Source organism: Achromobacter sp. JCM 18799, from assembly GCF_055395645.1.
On the sequence record NZ_AP043866.1, the window covers coordinates 201,023 to 223,347 of the forward strand.

Below are 22,325 nucleotides of genomic sequence, written 5' to 3' on the forward strand. Positions count from 1 at the left end.
TTTACGCCGCCTTGGCAGCGGCGGGGCGCAGCAGCCATTCGCCCGCCAATAGCAGGCCCATCAGGACATAGCTCATGGCGCCGTTGTAGGCGGTCCACCAGCTCCAGGGGCCCCAGGCCGCCAGCGCCGCGGCCACGCTGCCGTTCAGGGCGAAGAAGGCGCACCACACGCGGGTGACATTGCGGGTGTAGCGCACGCCTTCAGGCGGCAGGTCGGGATGGCGCAGGCGGGCCAGTTGTTCGATCACGGGGCGGCCGCGCCGCAGGCTGGCGCCGAAGATCGCCAGCATCATGCCGTTGACCAGCACCGGATACCAGCGCAGCCAGTCTTGCGAATTCGAGATGGCCAGGATCAGGCAGAACGCCACCGCCACGGCGGGCAGCAGGCGCGCGCCCGGCCGGGCGGCATCCGCGGTCAGGCCGCGCGCCAGCCACAGCAGGGCCAGCGGCAGCGCCAGCCAGGCGGGGCTCACCCGTCCCAGCGCCGCGTGGACGGCGAAGGGATAGGCGATGCCGGCCACGGCCAGGGCTGCCGCCACGCCGCGTCTCATGCGGCGGGGTCCTGTTTCTGGCACATGGCCTGCACCACGTCCTCGACCGTGCGCACGGTGCGGAAGTCGTTGGCGTCGAGCTTGCGGCCGGTCTGGCGGCGCACGTGGTCGATGAGGTCGATGGCGTCGATGCTGTCGATCTCCAGATCCGTGTATAGGTTCGCTTCGGGCGTGATGCGTTCAGGTTCGATCTCGAACAGTTCGACCAGCGCGCCGCGCAGCGTATTGAAGATTTCGTCGCGGGTATGCATCCTGGACTCCATATCCATTAGGCGCGGCGTTGGGCGCCGACAAACTCGGCCAGCTTGGCGATGCTGGCGAAATGCTCGCGCATGTTGCGCGTTTCGGGATCGATGGTGATGCCGTAGCGCTTTTGCAGCGCGAGGCCCAGCTCCAGGGCGTCCACCGAGTCCAGTCCCAGTCCGTCGCCGAAGAGGTGGGCATCGCTGTCGATATCGTCGGGCGCGATGTCCTCCAGGCCCAGCGATTCGATGACGAGGGTCTTGAGTTCAAATTCCAGTTGGTTCATCCGGTCAGGACTCCACTTCCACCGCCTGGGGCGGTTGTTCATTCATGATGGCGCCGGCGGGCGCGGCGGGCGCCAGCTCGGCTTCGAAATAGGCGTGCAGGTAATCGTTCATCTTGCGTCCGGCGATGGGCAGCGGGTGCGCGCCGCTCCAGGCGGCGGGATCGATGTCCTCGCCCACGCGGATCACGTAGCGCATGCGGCAGGGCGGAATCCGGTACCAGGGCTCGCCCTTGGTCAGGCTGCGGGGATTCATGCTGATGACCACGGGCGTGACCACGCGCGCGCCGCGCAGCGCGATGGCGCAGGCGCCGCGATGAAAGCGCGGCATGGCGTCGCGCGGCGTGCGCGTGCCTTCCGGAAAGACGATCAGGGTCTCGCCCGCGCGCAGCACGTCGGCGGCGCGGTCGAACATGTCGAAGCTTTCGTCGTTGGTGATGTAGCCGGCATTGGCCACCGGGCCGCGGGTGAACGGGTTGGTGGCCAGGCCGTGCTTGACGATGCAGTTGGCGTTCTTGACGTGGCCCACCAGGAACACCACGTCCAACAGCGAAGGGTGGTTGGCCAGGATCATCTGTCCGGGCTTGCCGAGACGTTCGGCGCCCTTGAATTCCACGGTCAGGATGCCGGTTCGGACCATGAAACGGATGAACAGGCGGAAGGTGCCGTTCAGCGCGCCGCGCGCGCGGCGCTGGCGGTCCGCCTTGTCGCCGGGCAGCAAGCGCTGGGGCGGGAACACCAGCACGCGCAGCAGCACGCCGCCCAGCCCGAAGAGGGTGAAGGCCATGCCGGTGGCGAACAGGCGCCAGAGCCAGAAGTCCTGCCGCGGTGGTGTGGCGCTCGTCATGCCGTGCGTGTCCAGTTCCATAGTCGGGAGCGGTTGGCGTGGCGCCAGCCGGGCGTGCGCAGCAGGAGGTGGCGCAGCAGGTTCAGGGGATTGGGCCAGGCCTGCGCGCCGCGGGCGGCATCGGGCGCCTGCGGAGCCAGGGCCAAGGTCCAGTCGGCGCCGGGCTGCAGATGCAGGGCGACCGCATAAGCGTAGGGCGCGTCATCCATCCAGGGGGCGTAAGGCGCGGGCGGCCGTTCCTCGGCCAGCACCACGAGCACGTCCTGGTGGCCGGCGTCGAACAGCATCGACGCTTCGATGCAGGCATGCTCCAGGCCGTCGTCTTCCACCGACAAGGCCACGGATTCGGTGGTTTCGCGGCGTATGATCGACCACTGCGCGGCGATGGCGTTGTGGACCGACAGGCCGAAGGCCGTGGGCGACAAGGGTTCGTCCGCCGCCAGTGCTTGCAGCAGGCCGAAGTTGCGGGTGGTTTCGCCATGGCGGGAGGCAAATACCAGCGGCATGGGTGGGCGTCCCTCGGCCAACGGCCACGCGCACTCGAACACCCCGCGAGCCAGCGGGCTCAGGCGGCGGCGTTGCAAGGGAGGCAGGAAGTCCAGGCGGGGCGGATTCTGATTTCCGATCGGGCAGAACGGATGTTCGGCCCATTTCAACCAGTCGCTGGGGCCATCGATTCCTTGCGCCCAACCCTGCCATTGCGCGATCGAAAACGTCAACATAGCGCGCGATTCTACTATGGCGATGTCAGGCCATTTTGATTTAAAACGTTACATAATACACAATATTTCCTGTATTTCTTACACTTAAGCTTGCTATTTGTTACTTTCTCCCGTGAGCGTTCAGGAACTTTTAATCTGGTGGGCAGACAAAGGCGCCGCTGCTGGCTACCGCAGCCAGGACCTGTCGGCCGCGGACGCCGCGCGTGCGCCGGCGCTGCGCAGTTCGAAGGCCCAGGTCGATTGGCGGGTCAGCAGGGCGCTGCTGCAGGACGCCAGGCAGGCCATGCCGCTTGCAACCCTGTCGCTCAGCCATAGCGGCGGTCACGCGGTCTGCGCGTCCGCCCCGCTGGGGTGGCAACTGGGCGCCGATCTGGAGCGGGTGCGGCCGCGCGAGGTCCTGCGCCTGGCCGAGTGGGTATGCGCGCCGACCGAGCAAGCCGCGCTGGCCGGCCTGGAAGGCGCAGCCCAATTGGAACGCTTTTATCTCTTGTGGACGCTGAAGGAAGCCTTCATCAAGGCGGCCGGACTGGATTTCCCCGCGGACATGGCCGCAGTGGGCCTGGCGTTCGACGGAAAGGCGGGGTGGCGTCTGCGTGCGCCGCCGGGGCGGTGGCGCGCCTGTTCGTGGCGCCTGGGCGAGGACTGGATCGCGTCCGTGGCGTGGCGCGGACCGGCTGACGACGCGGCGCGACCCCAATGGCGCGCCGGGGCCGATTGCGTGTTACCGCCGCTTGCCATCCTGGGCGGGTGGACTTCCGGACCGGATTGAATCGCCTGGTGTTTTTCAGCGGGCATTTAAAGATGTATTATAAATGCATGTTTAATGGCGATTCCGATCGCGCCACAAGGAGCAGTTGATGTTGAGTCCCCAAATCCGCGCCCTGGTCAAGGGCACGGCGCCCGTTCTCAAGACGCACGGCGTTGCGCTGACCAAGCATTTCTATGCCCGCATGTTCAAGCACAACCCCGAGCTCAAGCATGTCTTCAATCAAGGTCACCAAGCCGGCGGCGAGCAGCAGCAGGCGCTGGCCGGCGCGGTCGCGGCCTATGCCGAGCACATCGACGATCCCTCGGTGCTGATGCCCGTGGTGACGCGCATCGTGCACAAGCATGTCAGCCTGGGCATCCGGCCCGAGCACTACCAGATCGTGGGTAAGCATCTGCTGGCCTCCATCAGCGAAGTGCTGGGCGAGGCGGCGACGGAAGAACTGGTGGCTGCCTGGGCCGCGGCCTACGGCCAACTGGCCGACCTGCTGATCGCCGAAGAGGCGCGCCTGTACGCGGAGTCGGCCGCCAAGCCGGGCGGCTGGACCGGCTGGCGTGCGTTCCGCGTGGTCGGCAAGCAGCGCGAAAGCGCCGAGATCACGTCCTTTTACCTGGCGCCGGCCGATGGCGGCGAAGTGCCCGCCTACCGCCCCGGCCAGTACGTGTCGGTGCGCGTGTTCGTGCCCGAACTGGGCCTGATGCAGCCGCGCCAGTACAGCCTGTCCGACGCGCCGGGCCAGGACCGCCTGCGCATCTCGGTCAAGCGCGAAGCGGCTGGCGCCGATACGCCGGCCGGCCGGGTTTCCAACGCCCTGCATGACCGCCTGGAAGAGGGCGGGGTGCTGGACGTGGCGCCGCCCCAGGGCGATTTCCATCTGCGCGACGAAGGCAGCGCGCCGGTGGTGCTGCTGAGCGGCGGCGTGGGCCTGACGCCCATGGTCTCCATCCTGAACCATCTGGTGGGGTTGAACGACGAGCGCCAGATCCGTTTCGTGCACGGCTGCCGCAACAACTCGGTCCACGCCATGCGCGATCACGTCAACAGCATCGCCGCCGAACGCGCCAACGTGCGCAAGGCCGTGTTCTACGAGGAGGTCGGCCACGGCGACGAGCCGGGCCGCGACTACGATTACGCCGGCCGGGTGGACCTGAACGCCATCCGCGACGAAGTCATCGTGCCTGGCGCGGACTACTACCTGTGTGGCCCGGCCGGCTTCATGCGCGCGCAGCGCGAGGCCTTGACCGGCCTGGGCGTGCCCGCGGACCGCATCCATGCCGAAGCCTTCGGCAGCGGCGGCGCGCCCGCCTGAGCGGTGTATCCTGGCGGCCTGAGTTTCCGGGCCGCCAGCGCCCATTCCTTTCGTCCCAGCCATGCAACTGACCCGATTCACCGATTTCGGCCTGCGCGTCCTGATGTACCTGACGCAATGCCGCGACCGGTCCGCCGCCGTCACCATTCCGGAGATCGCCGACCGCTTCAGCGTGTCGCGCAATCATCTGGTGAAGGTGGTGCACTTCATGGCGCAGCAGGGTTGGGTCAGCACCTCGCGCGGCAAGGGCGGCGGCCTGCGGCTGTCGCAGGCCGCCGACCGCTACCGGCTGGGCGACCTGATCCGGCAGCTGGAGCAGCAGGGGCCGCTGATCGACTGCCGCGAGCCTCCCTGTGCGCTGGACGGTGCGTGCCGCTTGTCCGGCGTGCTGGCGCAAACCTTGCAGGCCTTCTACGAGGCGCTTAACGGCTACACCCTGGCCGATCTGGTGCGCGACCCCACGGCCGCCGCCATCATCAAGCTGCACCGCGTCGCCTGAGGCGGGGCATGATGTTTTGTTATGGACCCTGCGGAGTTTGGCATTTGCCGGACGGGCGGGGCGCGTCCCAGAATAGCGCGGTGTCCCTGTCTTTCTGGATCTAAGAGTATGCGGGTTTGCGTAATCGGCGCTGGCGTCGTGGGCGTCACGTCGGCCTATTTCCTGGCGCGCCAGGGCCATGACGTGGTGCTGGTGGACAGCCAGGCGCGTCCGGCCGAGGTGTCCAGCTACGCCAATGGCGGCCAGCTCAGTTATAGCTACGTGGCGCCTTTGGCCGGTCCCGGCGTGCTGCCCAGCGTGCCGGGCTGGCTGCTGCGCGAGGATTCCCCGCTGCGTTTCCGGCCCAGGCTGGATCCCCATCAATGGCGCTGGTGCCTGCAATTCGCGCTGGCGTGCCGGGCCTCGGTGGCCAAGGCTTCCACGGTCCAGCTGGCTGGCCTGTCCTATCTGAGCCGGGACGTCATGCATTCGCTGCTGGAGCAGGAAGACCTGGATTTCGGCCATCTGAAGAACGGCAAGCTCATCGCCTACCGCAGTCCGGCCCTGCTGGACAAGGCGCGCGAACTGGTGGCGTACCAGGCCGACCACGGCGCCGAACAGCAGGTGCTGGACGCCGCCCAGACGCTGGCGCTGGAACCCGCGCTGGCCGGCATGGGCGCAAGCCTGGCCGGGGCCATCTACACCCCCAGCGAAGAGGCGGGCGACTGCCGCCAGTTCACCGAGGCGCTGTTCGACCGCCTGCAGACCATGGCCAACGTGCAATGCGCCATGTCCAATCCGGTGTCCGGCCTGCAGCGCGAAGGGCGCCGCATCGTGGCGGTGAACACGCGCGATGGCGACATCGGCGCCGACGCCATCGTGCTGGCCACCGGCATCGGCACGCGCACGCTGCTCAAACCGCTGGGCCATGACGTGCCGCTGTATCCCCTGAAGGGCTACAGCCTGAGCGTGCCGCTGGCCGAGGACGACGACTCGGTGGCGCCGCGCATCAGCGTCACGGACTACGAAAGGCGCATCGTCTACGCCCGCGTCGGCGGCGTGCTGCGGATCGCGGCCATGGTCGACATCGGCAGCGCCGATGCCGGCATCGACACGGCGCGCATCGGGTTGCTCAAGCGCCAGGTGCACGAGGCGTTTCCGGCGCTGGACCTGCGCCAGGCAGTACCTTGGGCGGGGCTGCGTCCGGCCACCCCCACCAGCAAGCCTCTGATCGGGCGCAGCCATGCCGCCGACAACCTGTGGCTGAACATCGGGCAGGGCGCGCTGGGCTTTACCCTGGCCTGCGGCAGCGCCGCGCTGTTGACGGCCCAGATGGGCGGGCTGGAGCTGCCGCTGGATCCGGCGCCGTTCCGCCCCTGATACGGGCGATGTCCATTTTGCGATAGTGGCTGCCTTTTCATCGGCAGACGGACTGGATCGCGCTCAATAGGATAGCGATACTCCTGCCGCCTGCGTCGCCCCAAAGGGGCGCCGCGGGCGGCAGGAGGCCATCTCTCATCCTCCGAGCGCAACCACCATGTCCTACTTGTTTCCGTTGTTCGCCATCCTGTTCTGGGCGGGCAACGTCATCGTCTCCAAGATGGCCGCCAGCGCCATCTCACCCACCGCCATCACCTTCTACCGGCTGGTGCTGGCCCTGTTCCTGATGGGCCTGTTCACGGCCGGCCCGGCCTGGCGCAACCGCAAGACCATCCTGCGCCATTGGCCCAAGCTGGCGCTGTACGGCGCCCTGTCGTCGGCAGTGTTCCAGGCGCTGTCCTATCGCGCAGCCGAAACCACCACCGCCACCAACATGGCCATCCTGACCGCGCTGATTCCCTTGCTGAGCATGCTGCTCAGCGTGGTGATCCTGCGCGATCCGCTGACCCTGGGCATGGCTGCCGGCGGCGCGCTGTCGTTCCTCGGCCTGCTGTACCTGGTGGGCCAGGGCGACATGCTGAGCGTGTTCCAGCACGGCATCCACGTCGGTGACGGCCTGATGCTGCTGGCCGCCTTGTCCTATGCGCTGTACGGCGTGCTGCTGCGCCACTGGAAGGTGCCGCTGCCGGCCTGGCAGTCCACCTTCGTGCAATCGATCTTCGCGCTGCTCTACATGCTGCCGCTGTACCTGCGCGTGCCGGCGGCGCAGGCCGCGCTGGACATGAACACGGTGCCGCTGATCCTGTACGCGGGCATCTTCTCGTCGGTGCTGCTGTCCTTCCTGTGGATCGAAGGCGTGCAGCGGCTGGGGCCCAATCGCTGCAGCATCTTCATCAACCTGTTGCCGCTGTTCACCGCGCTGGCCGCTTTCGTCATGCTGCGCGAGCAGCTGCACCTGTACCACCTGCTGGGCGGCGCGGTGACGCTGGCCGGCGTGCTGCTGGCGCAGACGGTGCAGCGCCCGCTGTTCGGCCGCGCCCGCGGGTTGGCGCTGGATTAGGAAGTTTTCACTGGCGTTCAAGACGGGCGCGCGCCGCACCGGCACAGTGGCTCTCTTTATAGGGAGAGAGCCCATGAGCATGTTCCAGAGAACCGCGATCGCGCTGGCGCGCAGCCCGGGCGTGGGGCGGGCGATGCGGGCCATGGCGGCCCGCACGTCGCTGGCGGCCCGTTTCGTCGGCGGCGCGGACGTCGACGCCGCCGTCCGCACGGCCGCCAGGCTGCGCGAGGCGCACGGCATCCGCGCCTCGCTCTTCTACCTGGGCGAATACGTGGACGATCCCCAGGCCATCGAGCACAACGTGGCCCAGGCGCTCGGCGCCTGCCGGGCGCTGGAGCATGCGGGGCTGGACGTGCACGTGTCTGTCGATCCCACGGCCATCGGCTATATGCGCGACGATGCGCTGGGCCGCGACAATGCCCGGCGCATCGGCCTGGCGGCGCGCCGGACGGTCGGCCTGGGACGCGACTGGATGGTGCTGGACATGGAAGATTCCTCCATCTGCGACCGCACCTGCGCCTTGCACCGCGAACTGCTGCAAGCCGGCATACCGGCAGGCCTGACGCTACAGGCGCAGCGGCGCCGCACGCCGCAGGACCTGGCCTGGGCGATTCGCCAGCGCACGTCGCTGCGGCTGGTCAAGGGCGCGTTTCCGGAGCGCGCGCTGGACCACGCCGGCCGCGCGCGCATCGACCAGGCCTATCTGGACGCCGCCGCCATCATGCTGTCGCGCGAGGCGCTGGATTCCGGCTTCCAGCCCGTCTTCGGCACCCATGACGACCGCCTGGCCGGCGCCATCCTGGCGCTGGCGCGGGAGCGCGGCTGGCCGCCCGAAGCCTTCGAATTCGAAATGCTCTACGGCGTGCGGCCGGACTGGCAGCTCGCGCTGCGCCGTTTGGGCTATAACGTCAGGGTCTATCTGCCCTTTGGCGGCGACTGGTGGCCATATGCCGTGCGCCGCGTGGGCGAGAATCCCCGCAACGCATGGCTGCTGGCCCGCACGCTGACCTCGGACCAGAGCTACTTCGGCTAGGCGCCCCACGCACACGTATCCATGGCGGTTTCCCGACACATCTGGCATTGCGGCGCCGGCCTGCCCGGCGACGTCCTGATCGCGGACCTGCGCGGCTACCGCTATGCGCCGCACTTCCACGACGCCTGGTCCATCGGCGCCATCGCGCAGGGCCGCTGCGCCTTCACCGTGCATGGCGAGCCGCAGGCCGCGGGCGAGGGCGATCTGGTGGTGATTGCGCCTGGCCAAGTCCATACCGGCGGCACTTCGGATGCGCCGCTGGGGTACCGCATGGCCTATATCGATCAGGCCTGGTTCAGGAACCACGAACTTGCGCTGTACGCAGGCGGCGCAGCGCTGGCGGGGCCCGTCATCCGCGATACGGCGCTATGCCAGGCGTGGCTGGACGCACTCACGCCAGATCCCATCGCCGACCCCGAGCGTCGCGAGCGCATCTCCGCGGCGCTGTTCGGCCTGCTGGCGGCGCATGCGCAGGCCAGCCCCGCAGCGGCCGGCGACGAGTCCGACGTCTGCGCGCTGCTGCGCGCACGCATGGCCGCCGACCCGGCCTGCGCGCCGGACCTGGAGGCCCTGGCGTTGGCGCAGGACCGCCACCGGACCACCCTGGTCAAGCAGTTCGCGCGGCGCTACGGCCTGCCGCCGCAGGCCTGGCTGCGCAACTGGCGGGTGGCGCGGGCCCGGGCGCTGCTGCGCGACGGCCTGGCGCTGGCCGACGCCGCGCATGCCGTGGGCTTCGCCGACCAGGCCCATCTGACCCGCGTGTTCAAGCAGGTCTACGGCAGCACGCCCGGCGTGCTGCGCAACGCAGGGGCGGGCTCCCAGACATTGCGGGCGCGCGGCGTTTCCACCCGGTAGTCGGAGTACTTGCGGGTAAAGAACGCGGCGCCCAGTTCGGCCGCCGCCTGCAGCGGCTGGCGCGGATCCGCCGCGATTTCGCCGCGCAGGTTGCCGGCGCCATGCACGTAGCCGACGAAGTCCGAATGGGTGTAGCGCGCGTATTCCTGGATCTGGTGCACGATGCCCAGCGCCGCGCCGGGGTAGGTTTCCTCGGACGCGACCGCCAGGCCCAGGCGCTTGCCGGTCATGCGCTGCTTCACCCGGTCGGGCTCGGGGCCCTGGCCGGCATAGTGGCTGAACGATCGGTCGAAGAACGCCTTGGTCTGCGCCGACATGCCGTACCAGTAGATCGGGGTGCAGATCAGCACGCCGTCGGCCGGCAAGAAGTGTTCCAGGAACAGCTCGGAGTATCGGTCGGTCGGCGGGGGCGAACGCCGCAAGTCCGGCTGGAAGGCCTCGATGTAGTCGTCCAGGAACAGTAGCGTGGCCTGGGTGCCCGCCGTCTCGGCCCCGCGCAGCGCGGCCGCGCCCAGGGCCGCGCTGTTGCCGTCGCGCCGCGGGCTGCCGACCAGGATCAGCAGGCGCTTGGTGGGATGATCTGAATTCATGTCTGGTTCCTCTTGTTGGCATGGACGCTTCCATGTGGTGAGGAAAATTCTGTCTTACGGACTGACAGGCGACAAATGATGAATCCTTGAATATGATGAATTGATTTCATCCATAGAGCCAGGAATCCATGTTTGCCACGCTACCGGTGACCGCGTTGCGCACCTTCGAGGCAGCCGCCAGATTGCTCAGCTTCAAACTGGCCGCGGCCGAACTGGCGGTCACGGCCACGGCCGTGTCCCATCAGGTCAAGGCGCTGGAGCGGCACGTGGGCTACGCGCTCTTCGAACGCGTGCCGCGCGGCGTGCGCCTGACGGAGAAGGGGGCGCGCCTTTTTGCAGGCGTGCATGGCGCCTTGCTCGACGTGGCGCAGACCCTGGACGCCTTGCGCACCGCGCCGGCCTCGGGTGCGCTGACGCTGTCCACCACGCATTCGTTCGCGGCCTTATGGCTGGTGCCGCGGCTGGGGCGCTTCTACGCGGCGTTTCCGCAATACCAGCTGAACCTGAACACCAGCCCCGAAACGGTGGACCTGCTGCGCGACGCCAGCGTCGACCTGGCCATCCGCTACAGCCGCGCGCGCTGGCCCGGGCTGCACGCCGCCTGCTCGTTGCAGGAGTGGTTCGGCGTCTATGGGGCGCCCGCGCTGGCCGCCCGGCCGGGCAGGCGCGCGCCGTCGCTGGTGACCGTGCGCTGGCGCGATTCGCAGTTGTACGAGCAGGGCTGGCTGGACTGGTGCGAGGCGGCAGGCCTGCCGTCCTGGCGCAAGCCGGCGGCGCTGCATGCCTACGAGGAAGAGCACTATGCCCTGCAGGCCGCCATTGCCGGCCAGGGCCTGGTGCTGGCCAGCTCCGTCATGGTGTCGGACAGCGTGGCGGCGGGCACCCTGGCGGCGTATCGCCCTGAAGTGCGGGTGGCGGGGGCCGCCTACACCGCGCTGTGCGCGCCGGGCCGCGAACGCCATCCGCCGGTCAAGGCTTTCCTGGGGTGGTTGCGCAAGGAGTTCGATTGACGCGCCCCTGCGCGCGCTTCTACTCTCTTTCCCAAAATCAGCGCGGAGGCCGCAAGGCGTGAATCGATTCCATGAAATGAGCGTATTCCTGGCGGTGGCCGAAGCGCAGAGTTTCGCCGCGGCGGCGCGCCGCTTGGAGATGTCGGCGCCGACCGTCACGCGCAGCGTTTCGGCGCTGGAGCGGCGGCTGGGCGCCTTGCTGCTGGTGCGCACCACGCGCAGCCTGCGCCTGACCGAGGCCGGCCAGCGTTATGCCGACGACTGCCGCCGCATCCTCGACGAAGTGGAGCAGGCCGACGACGCCGTGACCGGCGCGATGGCCGCGCCGCGAGGCGCGCTCAGCATCACTGCGCCGGCGTTCTTCGGCGAATTGCACGTGATGCCGGCGGTGCTGGCCTATCTGCGCACGCACCGCGAAGTTTCCGTGCGCACGCTGCTGGTGGACCGCGTGGTGAACCTGCTGGACGAACGGGTGGACGTCGCGGTGCGCATCGGCGCCTTGCCGGATTCGACGCTGACGGCGGTGCCGGTGGGGCAGGTGCGCCGCGTGGTCTGCGCCGCGCCCGCCTTCCTGCGCGAACACGGCGTGCCGCGGGACCTGGAGTCGCTGCCGCGCTTTTGCACCGTCACCGCCGCCATGGAGGGCCGCACGCCGCAATGGCGCTTCCAGCAGGACGGCCAGCCCCGCAGCCTGCGCGTCGATTCGCAGCTGACGGTCACGTCCTTTCAGGCCGCGGTGCTGGCGGCCTGCGAGGGCTGGGGGCTGACGCAGGTGGTGTCCTACCAGGTGGCGCGGCACCTGGCCAGCGGCGCCCTGGAGGTGGTGCTGCGCGACTTCGAGCTGCCGCCGCTGCCGGTCCACCTGGTGTATCCGGAAGGCCGCAAGAGTTCGGCCAAGGTGCGCAGCTTCGTGGAGTTCTGCGTCGAGGCCTTGCGGCGCGATCTGGCGACGCTGCCGGCGTAGCGTCCGGGCCCGCGCTCGCCATCTTTCTTTCATCCGCTGCAAGAGTGTCTTGCCGCCGCTGGCCGTTCACGCGCGCCCGGCGCCGGCCCAAGATGGAGCCTGTATCCGACTTGGAGCCCGCTCATGCAAACCGCCCAGACCCCCTCGCTGACCTTCTATGGCTTTCCCCTGTCCGGCCACGCCCATCGCGTCGCCCTGATGCTGTCCCTGCTGGACGTGCCGCACCGCAAGGTCGACGTGGACCTGCGCGGCGGCGAGCAGAAACGCCCGCCGTTCCTGGCGCTCAACGCCTTCGGCCAGGTGCCGGTCATCGACGATGACGGAGTGGTGGTCGCGGATTCGACTGCCATCCTGGTCTACCTGGCCAAGCGCTACGGCGGCCAGGCCTGGCTGCCGGAGGATCCCGCCGGCGCGGCGGCGGTGCAGCGCTGGCTGTCGGTGGCATCCGGTCCGCTGGCCATCGGCCCGGCGGCTGCGCGCCTGGTGACGTTGTTCGGCGCGGCCTATGACGTGGACAGCACGCTGGCCCGCGCCCATGCCTTGCTCAAGGTCATGGACGGCGAACTGGCCGGGCGCGATTTCCTGGCGGGCGCGGCGCCCACCATCGCGGACGTGGCCTGTTATGCCTATGTGGCGCATGCGCCTGAAGGCAACGTCTCGCTGGATGCCTATCCGCACGTGCGCGCCTGGCTGGGCCGCATCGAAAGCCTGCCGCGCTTCGTGGCCATGCCCCGCTCGCCCGTGGGCCTGCAGGCCGCCTGAGGGCGAGCGCCGCGCGCAAGGAGCACGCCATGTCCATCGCAGAGCCCGCCACCCTCCCGCCGTCGCCCTGGCATGCCGGCGAACGCCTGCTGCAACAGCACGTGGGGATCGCCGAACGCATGGCGGTGACCGGACCCAAAGTCATCCGCGACTACATGCCGGACCAGCACCGCCTGTTTTTTGAGCAGTTGCCGTTCCTGGTCGCAGGCGCGGTGGACGGGCAGGGCGATCCCTGGGCCGGCGTGCTGGAAGGCCTGCCCGGCTTCGTGTCCTCGCCCGATCCGCGCAGCCTGCGCGTGTCCGCCGTGCCGGATGCCGACGATCCGCTGCTGGCCGGCCTGGGGCCGGACCGGCAGGTGGGCCTGCTGGGAATCGAACTGCACACGCGCCGGCGCAACCGCGCCAACGGCCGCATCGCGGCCTGGGACGGCAAGCGCTTCGAGGTGGCGGTGACGCAGTCCTTCGGCAATTGCCCGCAATACATCCAGGCCCGGGAATTCCAGTTTTCGCGTTCGCCGGCGCTGCGCTTTCCGGGCGTGCCCAATGAGCGTGGCGGACTGGACGATGCCGCGCGGGCGCTGATCGCCCGGTCCGACACGTTCTTCGTGGCCACCTACGCGGACGAAGGCGGCCGCAAGGTCGACGTGTCGCACCGCGGCGGCAAGCCGGGCTTCGTGCGGGTGGACGGCGACGTGCTGACCATTCCCGACTTTTCCGGCAACCGCTTCTTCAACACCCTGGGCAACATGGTGCTCAACCCGCGCGCCGGATTGCTGTTCATGGACTTCGAGCGCGGCGACGTGCTGCAGCTGACGGGCGCCGCTGAAATCATCCTGGACAGCCCGGAGATCGCGCAGTTCGAGGGCGCCGAGCGGCTGTGGCGGGTGCATGTGCGGCGTGTGGTCCGCCGGCCCGGCGCGCTGGCCTTGCGCTGGCGCTTCGATTCGTATTCGCCCACCGCGCTGGCAACCGGGCAATGGCCTGCCGCGGGGGCTGCGCAGCGGAGCTAGCCCGCGAGCGCGGTCTTCTGCACCACGGCATCGTCCGGCCCGAGCAGACGGCCGTCCTGCGCGCGGATTTCCAGCTTGCGCACGGGCTGGCCGCGCTTGCGGTCGATCAGCGTCGAATGGGGTTCGGCGGGGCCGTAGTAGTGCTCTTCGCCCCATTGGCGCAAGCCCACGATCACCGGAAAGAGCGCCCGGCCTTTGTCCGTCAGCACGTATTCCTGGTAGGCGCTGCCGTCCGAGGCCGGCGCCACTTCCAGGATGCCGTGCGCCACCAGCGTGCGCAGCCGGTCGCTGAGGATGTTCTTGGCCACGCCCAGGCTTTTCTGCAATTCGCCGAAGCGCCGCAGTCCGTCGAAGGCGTCGCGCACGATCAACAGCGACCACCAGTCGCCGATCGCGTCCAGGGAGCGCGCCACCGGGCAGGCGGCGCCTTCGAGACTAGTGCGTTTGACCATATCGGATCCTTGCTGAGGGAAAGGCGGTGATGGCAGGCGTATCGAAATTTCGGTTGCATTATAAAACCTTGAAAACTACTATTCTGGTTTTATAAAGCAACCAAATTGGAGCAAGACATGTCAGCCCGACCAGAACCCGCCGATTCCGCACCCCCAGGCCCGATGCCCAGATCCCTGGTCATGCTGCTGGCGGTGGCCTGCGCCCTGAGCGTGGCGAATGTGTATTACGCCCAGCCCCTGCTGGACGCCATCGGCCGCGAGTTCGGCATCGCCGAAGGCGCGGTGGGTATCGTGGTCACGGCCACCCAACTGGGCTGCGCGCTGGCGCTGCTGTTCGTGGTGCCGCTGGGCGACCTGCTGGACCGCCGGCGCCTGATGCTGGGACAGTTGGCGCTGCTGGTGCTGTCCTTGGCGGCCGTGGCGCTGTCGGCCGGCACGCCCTGGTTATTGATGGGCATGGTGGCGCTGGGCTTGTTGGGAACGGCAATGACGCAGGGCCTGCTGGCCTTGTCCGCGGCGCTGGCCGCACCGGGCGAGCGAGGCCGCGTGGTTGGCGCCGCGCAAGGCGGGGTAGTCATCGGCCTGTTGCTGGCACGCACGCTGGCCGGAGCCGTGGCGGACCTTTGGGGCTGGCGCGCGGTCTACGTCGTGTCCGCGGCGCTGGCCGCCGTGCTGGCGGTGGTGCTGGCGCGGCGCCTGCCGCAACGCCGGCTGCCCGCGGTGGACATGGGTTACTGGGCCTTGCTGCGCTCGCTCTACGGCCTGTTGGCCACCGAACGCGTGCTGCGCGTGCGCGGCATGATCGCGCTGCTGATGTTCGCCGCCTTCAGCGCCTTCTGGACCGCGCTGGTACTGCCCCTGAGCGCGCCGCCGCATTCGCTGACGCATAGCGCGGTGGGCGCGTTCGGGTTGGTGGGCGTGGCGGGCGTGCTGATGGCGGCGCGCGCGGGACGACTGGCCGACAGCGGGCAGGGCGAGCGAACCACGGCCGCGGGTCTGGCGTTGCTTTGCCTGGCCTGGGTGCCGATTGCCTTCCTGGACCAAAGCCTGTGGCTGCTGGCGTTGGGCGTGCTGGTCCTGGACATCGCTCTGCAGGCGCTGCACGTGACGAATCAGACCATGATCTTCAGCGTGAATCCGCAGGCGCATAGTCGATTGGTCGGCGGGTACATGATGTTCTATGCGGTGGGCAGCGGATTGGGGTCGATCGCTTCGACGGTGGTTTATGCGCAGGCGGGCTGGCTGGGGGTTTGCGTGTTGGGTGCCGGTATCAGTGTTGTGGCGTTGGTGTTCTGGGTGGTGACGGTGCCGCGTGGTGAGCGTTTGGCCGTTGGTTCTGAGGATGCTCGTCGTGGGGTTCTTTAGACGCCTGTCGCGGCGTGGGCTCGCGATGCGCGGGGCTGCGATTGCGGTCCGGAGCCTTCGCTCCGGACTTCCCCTTCGTCATCTTCGTCCTCGCCTTCGGCGACTCCTTCAGATTCCCTCGGGCTTATCGACGCCCCGCGCATCGCGAGCCCACGCCGCGACAGGCTCGGCTGCTTGAATCTTCACGGGCGTTGGGGCGGGCGGTGTGCTTGGCGTTCTGGCCACGGTCGGTGGGGTGGTGGCGTGTTTTGCGGGGCCCGCCCCAGGCCGGCCGCGCGGGCGGCCTCTTGGGGCTTACGTGGTGTCTTGCGTCGCGTGATGGCGCTGCGCGCGGGTGGTGGGGGCGTTCTCGTGGTGACGCGTGCGGCTGGCGAGAGCCAGGTTTGAATTTGGTGGGCGCTGCGTTCGGGTTGATGGCGAAGCGTGCGGGTCAGCCAGCAATCGTCATTTCAACGCGGGTGCCGGATGGGTGGCGCGCGTCCGGGTCTGCATGCGCAAGCGGCTATTCGCCGCGCGCCACCCATCACCGCCCATTCCCCATGAGCAGGGGCCATTAGCAAACCATTGGTCGCATTCGCGCAAGCGAACACATTCGAAATTCAAAAAATTATGTATGTAATTTTCGGCCGCCCGCGCGGCCGAAAATGACGGGCAACACAAGCATCGTCCCTGACCACGGCTCCAGCAGCGCGCCAAGCCAAGATTCAAGTAGCTCGTCGGCGCGGGCGCCTGAGTGGCGGGCAACCTCGATGCGCCCGACGGAATCCGAAGGAACCGCCGAAGGCGGTGACGAGGATGAGGATGGGGTAGTCCGGAGCGAACGCTCCGGACCGCAATCGTGGGCGCCCGCCACTCAGGCGCCCGCGCCGACGAGCGGCCTACGAAGCACTGGAACGCAACCCCGAAAGCCGCAAAGCCTCAGACGCCCCTTGTATCAAGCCCGCCTGACGCCAATCGTCGGCAGTCAAGGCTGCACTTCATACTCTCCAGATCCCAGCACCACCGCCGCAAGCCCGGGCGCCTGGCTCAGCTTGTGCAGCGCGTAGCACTGCGCGGTGGCGATCTTGGCGTCGTGGAAAGCAGGGTCTTCCTGGCGCAGGTCCAGGCTGGCCAGCAGCGCTCGCGCCATCTGCCAGCCGGCAAACGTGGTGCCCGCCAGCAGCAGATACGGCACGGCGGCCGCGAACACCGCGTTGGGGCGGCTGGCGGCGTTGGCCAGCACGAAGTCGATGGCGTCGGCCAGCGCCGCGCGGGCCTGGCGCAGCGGCGTCAGCATCAGGCGGGCGGCGGGTTCGCTGCGGGCCTCCAGCGCCGCTTCGGTCTTGCCGACTTCCGCCAGCAAGGCGCGGGCGACGGCGCCGCCGTCGCGTAGGGTCTTGCGGCCCACCAGGTCATTGGCCTGGATCGCCGTGGTGCCTTCGTAGATCGTGAGGATGCGCGCGTCGCGGTAGTACTGCGCCGCGCCGGTTTCCTCGATGAAACCCATGCCGCCGTGCACCTGCACGCCCAGGCTCGCCACGTCGATGGACATTTCGGTGCACCAGCCCTTGACGATGGGCACCAGGTATTCCTGCACCGCCAGATGGCGCTTGCGGGCCTCGGCGTCCGGGCTGGCGTGCGCCAGATCGGCGTGGCCCGCGGTGTAGTAGGCCAGCGCGCGGCCGGCTTCCGTCAGCGCGCGCATCGTGCCCAGCATGCGGCGCACGTCGGGGTGCTGGATGATGGGCACCGCGTCCTTGGACGAGCCGTCCACCGGGCGGCTCTGCACGCGCTCGGCGGCATAGGCCAGCGCGTGCTGGTGGGCACGGTCGGCGACGGCCACGCCCTGCACGCCCACCGCGTAGCGCGCGGCGTTCATCATGATGAACATGGCGTCCAGGCCGCGGTTTTCCTGGCCCACCAGATAGCCCAGCGCGCCGCCCGCATCGCCGAACTGCAGCGTGCAGGTGGGGCTGGCCTTGATGCCCAGCTTGTGTTCGATCGACACGCAATGGACGTCGTTGCGCGCGCCCAGCGTGCCGTCTTCGTTGACCAGGAATTTGGGCACCAGGAACAGCGAAATGCCTTTGACGCCTTCGGGCGCGTCGGGCAGGCGCGCCAGCACCAGGTGCAGGATGTTCTCGGCCAGATCGTGCTCGCCGTAGGTGATGAAGATCTTGGTGCCGGAGATGCGGTAGGTGCCGTCGCCCACGGGCTGCGCGCGCGAGCGGACCATGGCCAGGTCCGAGCCTGCCTGCGGTTCGGTCAGGTTCATGGTGCCGGTCCAGCGTCCGGAAATCATGGGCTCGATGAAGCGCTGCTTCAGTTCAGGCGAACCGGCCGTCAGCAGCGCCTCGATCGCGCCATTGGTCAGCAGCGGACACAGCGCGAACGACAGGTTTGCGGCGTTCAGCATTTCCGAGCAGGGCGAACCGATCAGGCCGGGCAGGCCCTGGCCGCCGTATTCCACCGGATGCGTCATGCCCTGCCAGCCGGCCTCCGCGTACAGGTTGAACGCCTGCTTGAAGCCCGGCGAGGTGGTGACCGCGCCGTCGCGCCAGGAGCTGGGCTCACGGTCGGCGGCATGGTTCAGCGGCGCCAGCACGTCGCCGGCGTAGCGCGCGGATTCCTCCAGCACGGCCTGGGTGGTGTCGGGCGTGGCCTCCTCGAAACCTGGCAGCGCGGCGACTTGCGGCAGGCCGGCAAGATGGTTCAACACGAACAGCATGTCTTTCACGGGGGCTTGGTACGTCATGGCGTCGGAGCTCCTGGATGGGATTTGGGGACGTGGAATTCAGCCGGTCTTCTTGCCGGAACCGGCCACGTCGATGGCCTGGGTCGCGCCGACGGCGGCGCGCAGTTCGAATTTCTGGATCTTGCCGGTGGAGGTCTTGGGCAGTTCGCCGAAGCGCACCGCGCGCGGCACCTTGAAGCCGGGCAGCAGCAGCTTGCAATGCGCAATGATCTCTTCGGCGGTGGCGCTGCAGCCGGGCTTGAGCTCGACGAAGGCGCAGGGCGTCTCGCCCCATTTGGGGTCGGGCATGGCCACCACGGCCACCGCCGCCACCGCGGGATGGCGATAGAGCGCGTCTTCCACTTCGATGCTGGAGATGTTCTCGCCGCCGGAAATGATGATGTCCTTGCTGCGGTCCTTGATGCGGACGTAGCCGTCGGCCGTCATCACGCCCAGGTCGCCGGTGCGGAACCAGCCGCCGGCAAAGGCCTGGTCGGTGGCGCGTTCGTTCTTCAGGTAGCCCTTCATGCAGATGTTGCCGCGGAACATGACCTCGCCCACGGTCTGCTCGTCGGCCGGCACCTCTTCCATGGTGTCGGGATCGCGCACGGACACGCCCGCCTGCAGGTGGTAGCGTACGCCCTGGCGCGCATTGCGCAGCGCGCGCTCTTCCTCGTCCAGCGCGTCCCAGGCTTCCTGGCGGGCGCACACGGCCGCGGGTCCATAGACCTCGGTCAGGCCGTACACATGGGTCAGCTCGAAACCGATGTCGCGCATCTTGGCGATGACGGCGGGCGCGGGCGCGGCGCCCGCCACCATGGTGCGTACCGTGTGGTCGATGCCGGCGCGCAGCTCGGCCGGCGCATTGGCCAGCGCGCTCTGCACGATGGGCGCGCCGCAATAATGGGTGACGCCTTCATTGCGGATCAGGTCGAACACGGTCTGCGGATCGAACTTGCGCAGGCACACGTTGACCCCGGCGCGCGCGGCCACCGTCCAGGCGAAGCACCAGCCGTTGCAATGGAACAGCGGCAGGGTCCACAGATAGACCGGGTGCTTGGGCATGTCCCATTCGAGGATGTTGCTGATGGCGTTCAGGTAGGCGCCGCGGTAGTGGTAGACCACGCCCTTGGGATCGCCGGTGGTGCCGGACGTGTAATTCAGCGCGATGGCGTCCCATTCGTCGGCGGGCGGCTTCCAGTCGTAGCGGGCGGGGGCGCCGGCCAGGAAGGCTTCGTAATCGACCGCGCCGGGCAGTTCCGCCGGGGCGCTTTCCAGGTCGTGCACTGAAATGAGCTTCAGGTGCGGGAATTCGGTCCGCGCGCGCTGGGCGAGTTCGGCGTACTCGGTGTCCACGATCAGCGCCTGCGCTTCGCCATGCCCCAGCATGAACAGCACGCTGGGCGTGTCCAGGCGGGTGTTCAGGGTATTGAGCACCGCGCCCAGCATGGGCACGCCGAAATGGGCTTCGACCATGGCGGGAATGTTGGGCAGCATCACGGCCACGGTGTCGCCGCGCTTGATGCCGGCTTGCGCCAGCGCGCCGGCCAGGCGCTGGGCGCGCTCGTAGGTCTGGGCCCAGTTGCGCCGCACCTCGCCGTGGACGATGGCCAGGCGCTGGCCATAGACTTGGGCCGCGCGGGCGATGAAATCCACCGGGGTCAGGGCTTCGTAGTTGGCGTCGCGGCGCTCAAGGCCGCGGTCGAACATACCGCTCATGCTTGTCTCCAGTTGGGACGCGCAGGCGTCCCTTATCCGTATGCCGGGAGTTTGATCCCCGTCGCTTGCCCTAGCTTACGGGGCCGCCGAAAATACTGTCTGTCACCTGCATGACAGACGGCCGGCCGACCTGGCTTCCCCAAGTTTTACACAGTTATTCCCATGTCCGACGTTTCAAACATCGTTTCCGCCGCGGAACTGGCCGGCCTGTTCGAGGCTTGCGCCTGGTTCGACGCGCTGGAGGCCCGCCACCAGGACCTGGTGCTGGCGACCGCGCGCGCCGAACACGTGGCCAACGGCGCCTGGATCGCGCGGCGCAATGCGCCCTCGGACTTTTGGCTGGGCGTGCATACGGGTCTTTTGAAGCTGGCCATCTACAACGAGTCGGGCCGCAGCTGCACCCTGTCGGGCGTGCCGCCGGGCGGCTGGTTCGGCGAAGGCAGCGTCATCAAGCGCGAACTGCGCAAGTACGACGTGGTGGCGATCCAGCCGTCGCTGGTGTTGCTGGTGCCTACGGCCACCTTCCATGCGCTGCTATCGGCCAGCCTGCCTTTTTCGCATTTCGTCATCGGCCAGTTGAACAACCGCATGGGCGAGTTCATCGCTTCCATCCAGAACCACCGTTTGCTGGATGCGGACGCGCGCGTGGCGCAGTCGCTGGCGCAGCTGTTCAATCCGCACCTGTATCCGTCCACCGATCTGACGCTGGCGATCTCGCAGGAAGAACTAGGCTATCTGACGGGCCTGTCGCGCCAGCGCGTCAATCAGGCCCTGCAGGTGCTGGCGGACCAGGGCATGCTGGCGCTGGCCTACAACCAGATCAAGGTGCTGGATCTGGAGCGTCTGCGCCAATTCGGCCTGGACCAGATCTGAAGACGCCGGATCAGGCGCCGCGCAAGGCGCGGCTGAGCGCGGCGCGCGCCAGGATGCGGGTCGAATCCAGCGTGGGCAGGGCGGCATTGCCGTCGTTCAGCACCAGCGGCAACTCGGTGCAGCCCAGTACCACGGCGTCGCAGCCAGCCTCGCGCAGGCGCTCGATCACGGCTTGCAGCCGGGCCACGGATTCGGGCTTGAACACGCCATATACCAGCTCGTCCATGATGACGCGGGCCAGCGTGTCGCGGTCTGGTTCCGCCGGCCGCAGCCATTGCAGGCCGCGCGCTTCCAGCTTGTCCGGATAGACGCTGCTGTCCACCAGCCAGCGCGTGCCCAGGATGCCGATGCGGCGCAAACCGCGCGCCTGGGCCTCGGCCGCGACTTCCTCGGCGATGTGCAGCCAGGGCAGGGGCGACTGCGGCAGCACATGGCCCAGCGCCTGGTGGATGGTGTTGTCCGGGCAGATCAGGAAATCCGCGCCCGCGCGCGCCAGCTTGCCCGCCGAGGACTGCATCAACGCGCCCACGCCGGCCAGGTCGGCGCGGTCCAGGCAGGCGACGTAATCCGCCAGCGAATGCGTGTGCAGCGAAATCTCCGGATGCGCGTGCGGGCCCAGGCGTTGGGCGCCTTCCGCGCACAGCGTGCGGTAGCAAAGCGCGGCGCCTTCCGCCGAGCAGGCGACGATGCCGATATGCAGGGGCGTGGCGTTCATTCAGCAGACTCCTTGCTGGAGGCGCGCACGTGGCGCGCAATGTCCAGGAAGCTTGTCGCCATGGCGTCCTGCTGCGCCTGCGGCAGCCGCGACAGGAACAGTTCGTCGACGGCGGGGCCGTAGACCTTCCACATCTCGCGGCGCAGCGCGCGCCCCTTGGGCGTGAGGCGGGCGTAGGTGGCGCGGCGGTCCTCGTCCGAACGGAAGCGTTCGACCAGGCCGTCGGCCTCGATGCGGTCCATCAGGCGCGTCAGGTTGTAGCGCGCGATCACCATGCGCTCGGCGATCTCGAACATCCTGGCCGTGCCGTCAGGCGCGCGCTCCAGCGCCCATAAGGCGTCATACCAGGCCAGCGGCGGCAGGCCGGCGGCTGACAGGCGCTTTTCGATTTCTTCCACCACCAGCGCATGCGCGGTCAGGAAGAGGCTCCACGCATCGGGCTTGCCCCTGGCCATGCGGTCGGTTCCTTTGAAAGAGGTGGGAATGCAGCGGGGATTGTAAGAGGCGGGCGCCTGGCGCGACGCCGGCATTTCGTGGTCCAAACGACCCTTTATCGGTGATTTATACCCTGGCCGGCAATGGTGAAAAAGACCGGGTGAATTGCAATGCCCTGATTTGCATGGGAT

At 68.4% G+C, this 22,325-nt stretch carries 24 protein-coding genes; 13 read left to right on the plus strand and 11 right to left on the minus strand.

The features are described 5' to 3' along the window. Window position 1: 1 nt before the first annotated feature. From ACZ5YA_RS01200 to ACZ5YA_RS01220, 5 genes are read right to left on the minus strand one after another with little or no spacing between them, the layout of a single operon-like run. Window positions 2-550 carry a COG4648 family protein gene (locus tag ACZ5YA_RS01200; RefSeq protein WP_464091888.1) on the minus strand — a complete coding sequence of 183 codons (549 nt, stop codon included), beginning with the start codon at window positions 548-550 and terminating at the stop codon, window positions 2-4. After that, window positions 547-801 (minus strand): acyl carrier protein, encoded by a 255-nt coding sequence (locus ACZ5YA_RS01205; protein WP_013392999.1) that lies wholly within the window; start codon window positions 799-801, stop codon window positions 547-549. The genes ACZ5YA_RS01200 and ACZ5YA_RS01205 overlap by 4 nt, the downstream gene beginning before the upstream one ends. A gap of 17 nt (window positions 802-818) precedes the next feature. Then, window positions 819-1,079, minus strand: a complete 261-nt coding sequence (locus tag ACZ5YA_RS01210; RefSeq protein WP_059380556.1) for a phosphopantetheine-binding protein — start codon at window positions 1,077-1,079, stop codon at window positions 819-821. A gap of 4 nt (window positions 1,080-1,083) precedes the next feature. Beyond that, window positions 1,084-1,923 (minus strand): lysophospholipid acyltransferase family protein, encoded by an 840-nt coding sequence (locus tag ACZ5YA_RS01215; protein ID WP_223283414.1) that lies wholly within the window; start codon window positions 1,921-1,923, stop codon window positions 1,084-1,086. Further along, complete coding sequence (locus ACZ5YA_RS01220) at window positions 1,920-2,645, minus strand: beta-ketoacyl synthase chain length factor (RefSeq protein WP_059380558.1); 726 nt, start codon at window positions 2,643-2,645, stop codon at window positions 1,920-1,922. Before ACZ5YA_RS01220 ends, ACZ5YA_RS01215 begins: the two co-directional genes overlap by 4 nt. A 112-nt stretch (window positions 2,646-2,757) precedes the next feature. Between ACZ5YA_RS01220 and ACZ5YA_RS01225 the strand changes: the two genes are divergently transcribed. The 7 genes from ACZ5YA_RS01225 (at window position 2,758) to ACZ5YA_RS01255 (ending at window position 9,526) form a co-directional block, all read left to right on the plus strand. Then, complete coding sequence (locus ACZ5YA_RS01225; protein WP_464091889.1) at window positions 2,758-3,414, plus strand: 4'-phosphopantetheinyl transferase family protein; 657 nt, start codon at window positions 2,758-2,760, stop codon at window positions 3,412-3,414. An 88-nt stretch (window positions 3,415-3,502) separates the two neighbouring features. Next, a complete protein-coding gene (gene hmpA / locus ACZ5YA_RS01230) occupies window positions 3,503-4,720 on the plus strand; it encodes an NO-inducible flavohemoprotein (protein ID WP_464091890.1) in 1,218 nt (405 codons plus the stop codon). Between the two features lie 61 nt (window positions 4,721-4,781). Then, on the plus strand, window positions 4,782-5,219 hold the full coding sequence (locus tag ACZ5YA_RS01235; protein WP_059380561.1) for an Rrf2 family transcriptional regulator: 438 nt from the start codon (window positions 4,782-4,784) through the stop codon (window positions 5,217-5,219). A gap of 108 nt (window positions 5,220-5,327) precedes the next feature. Continuing rightward, on the plus strand, window positions 5,328-6,578 hold the full coding sequence (locus tag ACZ5YA_RS01240) for a D-amino acid dehydrogenase (protein WP_059380562.1): 1,251 nt from the start codon (window positions 5,328-5,330) through the stop codon (window positions 6,576-6,578). Between the two features lie 157 nt (window positions 6,579-6,735). After that, the gene (locus ACZ5YA_RS01245) at window positions 6,736-7,638 is read left to right on the plus strand and encodes a DMT family transporter (protein WP_059380563.1); all 903 of its coding nucleotides are present in this window, start codon (window positions 6,736-6,738) and stop codon (window positions 7,636-7,638) included. A 73-nt stretch (window positions 7,639-7,711) separates the two neighbouring features. Beyond that, window positions 7,712-8,671: a proline dehydrogenase family protein gene (locus tag ACZ5YA_RS01250; protein WP_464091891.1), complete on the plus strand. Its 960-nt coding sequence runs from the start codon at window positions 7,712-7,714 to the stop codon at window positions 8,669-8,671. A gap of 21 nt (window positions 8,672-8,692) precedes the next feature. Continuing rightward, a complete protein-coding gene (locus ACZ5YA_RS01255; RefSeq protein WP_251880778.1) occupies window positions 8,693-9,526 on the plus strand; it encodes a helix-turn-helix transcriptional regulator in 834 nt (277 codons plus the stop codon). On the opposite strand, the gene ACZ5YA_RS01260 is transcribed toward ACZ5YA_RS01255, so the two are convergent. Beyond that, window positions 9,445-10,116 (minus strand): flavodoxin family protein, encoded by a 672-nt coding sequence (locus ACZ5YA_RS01260; protein ID WP_464091892.1) that lies wholly within the window; start codon window positions 10,114-10,116, stop codon window positions 9,445-9,447. The two genes, ACZ5YA_RS01255 and ACZ5YA_RS01260, sit on opposite strands and share 82 nt — an antisense overlap. A 128-nt stretch (window positions 10,117-10,244) precedes the next feature. Here ACZ5YA_RS01260 and ACZ5YA_RS01265 point away from each other — a divergent pair, with 128 nt between their 5' ends. The 4 genes from ACZ5YA_RS01265 (at window position 10,245) to ACZ5YA_RS01280 (ending at window position 13,862) form a co-directional block, all read left to right on the plus strand. Beyond that, on the plus strand, window positions 10,245-11,126 hold the full coding sequence (locus ACZ5YA_RS01265; protein WP_464091893.1) for a LysR substrate-binding domain-containing protein: 882 nt from the start codon (window positions 10,245-10,247) through the stop codon (window positions 11,124-11,126). A 58-nt stretch (window positions 11,127-11,184) separates the two neighbouring features. After that, window positions 11,185-12,090: a LysR family transcriptional regulator gene (locus ACZ5YA_RS01270; RefSeq protein ID WP_118933746.1), complete on the plus strand. Its 906-nt coding sequence runs from the start codon at window positions 11,185-11,187 to the stop codon at window positions 12,088-12,090. Between the two features lie 123 nt (window positions 12,091-12,213). Beyond that, window positions 12,214-12,852, plus strand: a complete 639-nt coding sequence (locus tag ACZ5YA_RS01275; protein ID WP_059380569.1) for a glutathione S-transferase family protein — start codon at window positions 12,214-12,216, stop codon at window positions 12,850-12,852. A gap of 29 nt (window positions 12,853-12,881) precedes the next feature. Then, window positions 12,882-13,862 carry a pyridoxamine 5'-phosphate oxidase family protein gene (locus ACZ5YA_RS01280; protein WP_280016491.1) on the plus strand — a complete coding sequence of 327 codons (981 nt, stop codon included), beginning with the start codon at window positions 12,882-12,884 and terminating at the stop codon, window positions 13,860-13,862. Here ACZ5YA_RS01280 and ACZ5YA_RS01285 read toward each other — a convergent pair. After that, the gene (locus ACZ5YA_RS01285; RefSeq protein ID WP_059380571.1) at window positions 13,859-14,314 is read right to left on the minus strand and encodes a winged helix-turn-helix transcriptional regulator; all 456 of its coding nucleotides are present in this window, start codon (window positions 14,312-14,314) and stop codon (window positions 13,859-13,861) included. The two genes, ACZ5YA_RS01280 and ACZ5YA_RS01285, sit on opposite strands and share 4 nt — an antisense overlap. Window positions 14,315-14,431: 117 nt before the next feature. Here ACZ5YA_RS01285 and ACZ5YA_RS01290 point away from each other — a divergent pair, with 117 nt between their 5' ends. After that, complete coding sequence (locus tag ACZ5YA_RS01290; protein WP_464091894.1) at window positions 14,432-15,679, plus strand: MFS transporter; 1,248 nt, start codon at window positions 14,432-14,434, stop codon at window positions 15,677-15,679. Window positions 15,680-16,643: 964 nt separating this feature from the next. Here ACZ5YA_RS01290 and ACZ5YA_RS01295 read toward each other — a convergent pair. Both ACZ5YA_RS01295 and ACZ5YA_RS01300 read right to left on the minus strand, forming a co-directional pair. Next, window positions 16,644-18,413, minus strand: a complete 1,770-nt coding sequence (locus tag ACZ5YA_RS01295) for an acyl-CoA dehydrogenase (RefSeq protein WP_059380270.1) — start codon at window positions 18,411-18,413, stop codon at window positions 16,644-16,646. 39 nt (window positions 18,414-18,452) lie between these two features. Beyond that, a complete protein-coding gene (locus ACZ5YA_RS01300; protein ID WP_059380269.1) occupies window positions 18,453-20,111 on the minus strand; it encodes an acyl-CoA synthetase in 1,659 nt (552 codons plus the stop codon). 162 nt (window positions 20,112-20,273) lie between these two features. Here ACZ5YA_RS01300 and ACZ5YA_RS01305 point away from each other — a divergent pair, with 162 nt between their 5' ends. Beyond that, window positions 20,274-20,984, plus strand: coding sequence for a Crp/Fnr family transcriptional regulator (locus ACZ5YA_RS01305; protein ID WP_464091895.1), 711 nt, complete (start codon window positions 20,274-20,276; stop codon window positions 20,982-20,984). Window positions 20,985-20,994: 10 nt separating this feature from the next. On the opposite strand, the gene ACZ5YA_RS01310 is transcribed toward ACZ5YA_RS01305, so the two are convergent. Both ACZ5YA_RS01310 and ACZ5YA_RS01315 read right to left on the minus strand, forming a co-directional pair. Further along, window positions 20,995-21,699: an aspartate/glutamate racemase family protein gene (locus ACZ5YA_RS01310; protein WP_059380267.1), complete on the minus strand. Its 705-nt coding sequence runs from the start codon at window positions 21,697-21,699 to the stop codon at window positions 20,995-20,997. Next, window positions 21,696-22,154: a MarR family winged helix-turn-helix transcriptional regulator gene (locus tag ACZ5YA_RS01315; RefSeq protein ID WP_280015688.1), complete on the minus strand. Its 459-nt coding sequence runs from the start codon at window positions 22,152-22,154 to the stop codon at window positions 21,696-21,698. The genes ACZ5YA_RS01310 and ACZ5YA_RS01315 overlap by 4 nt, the downstream gene beginning before the upstream one ends. Window positions 22,155-22,325 lie beyond the last annotated feature (171 nt).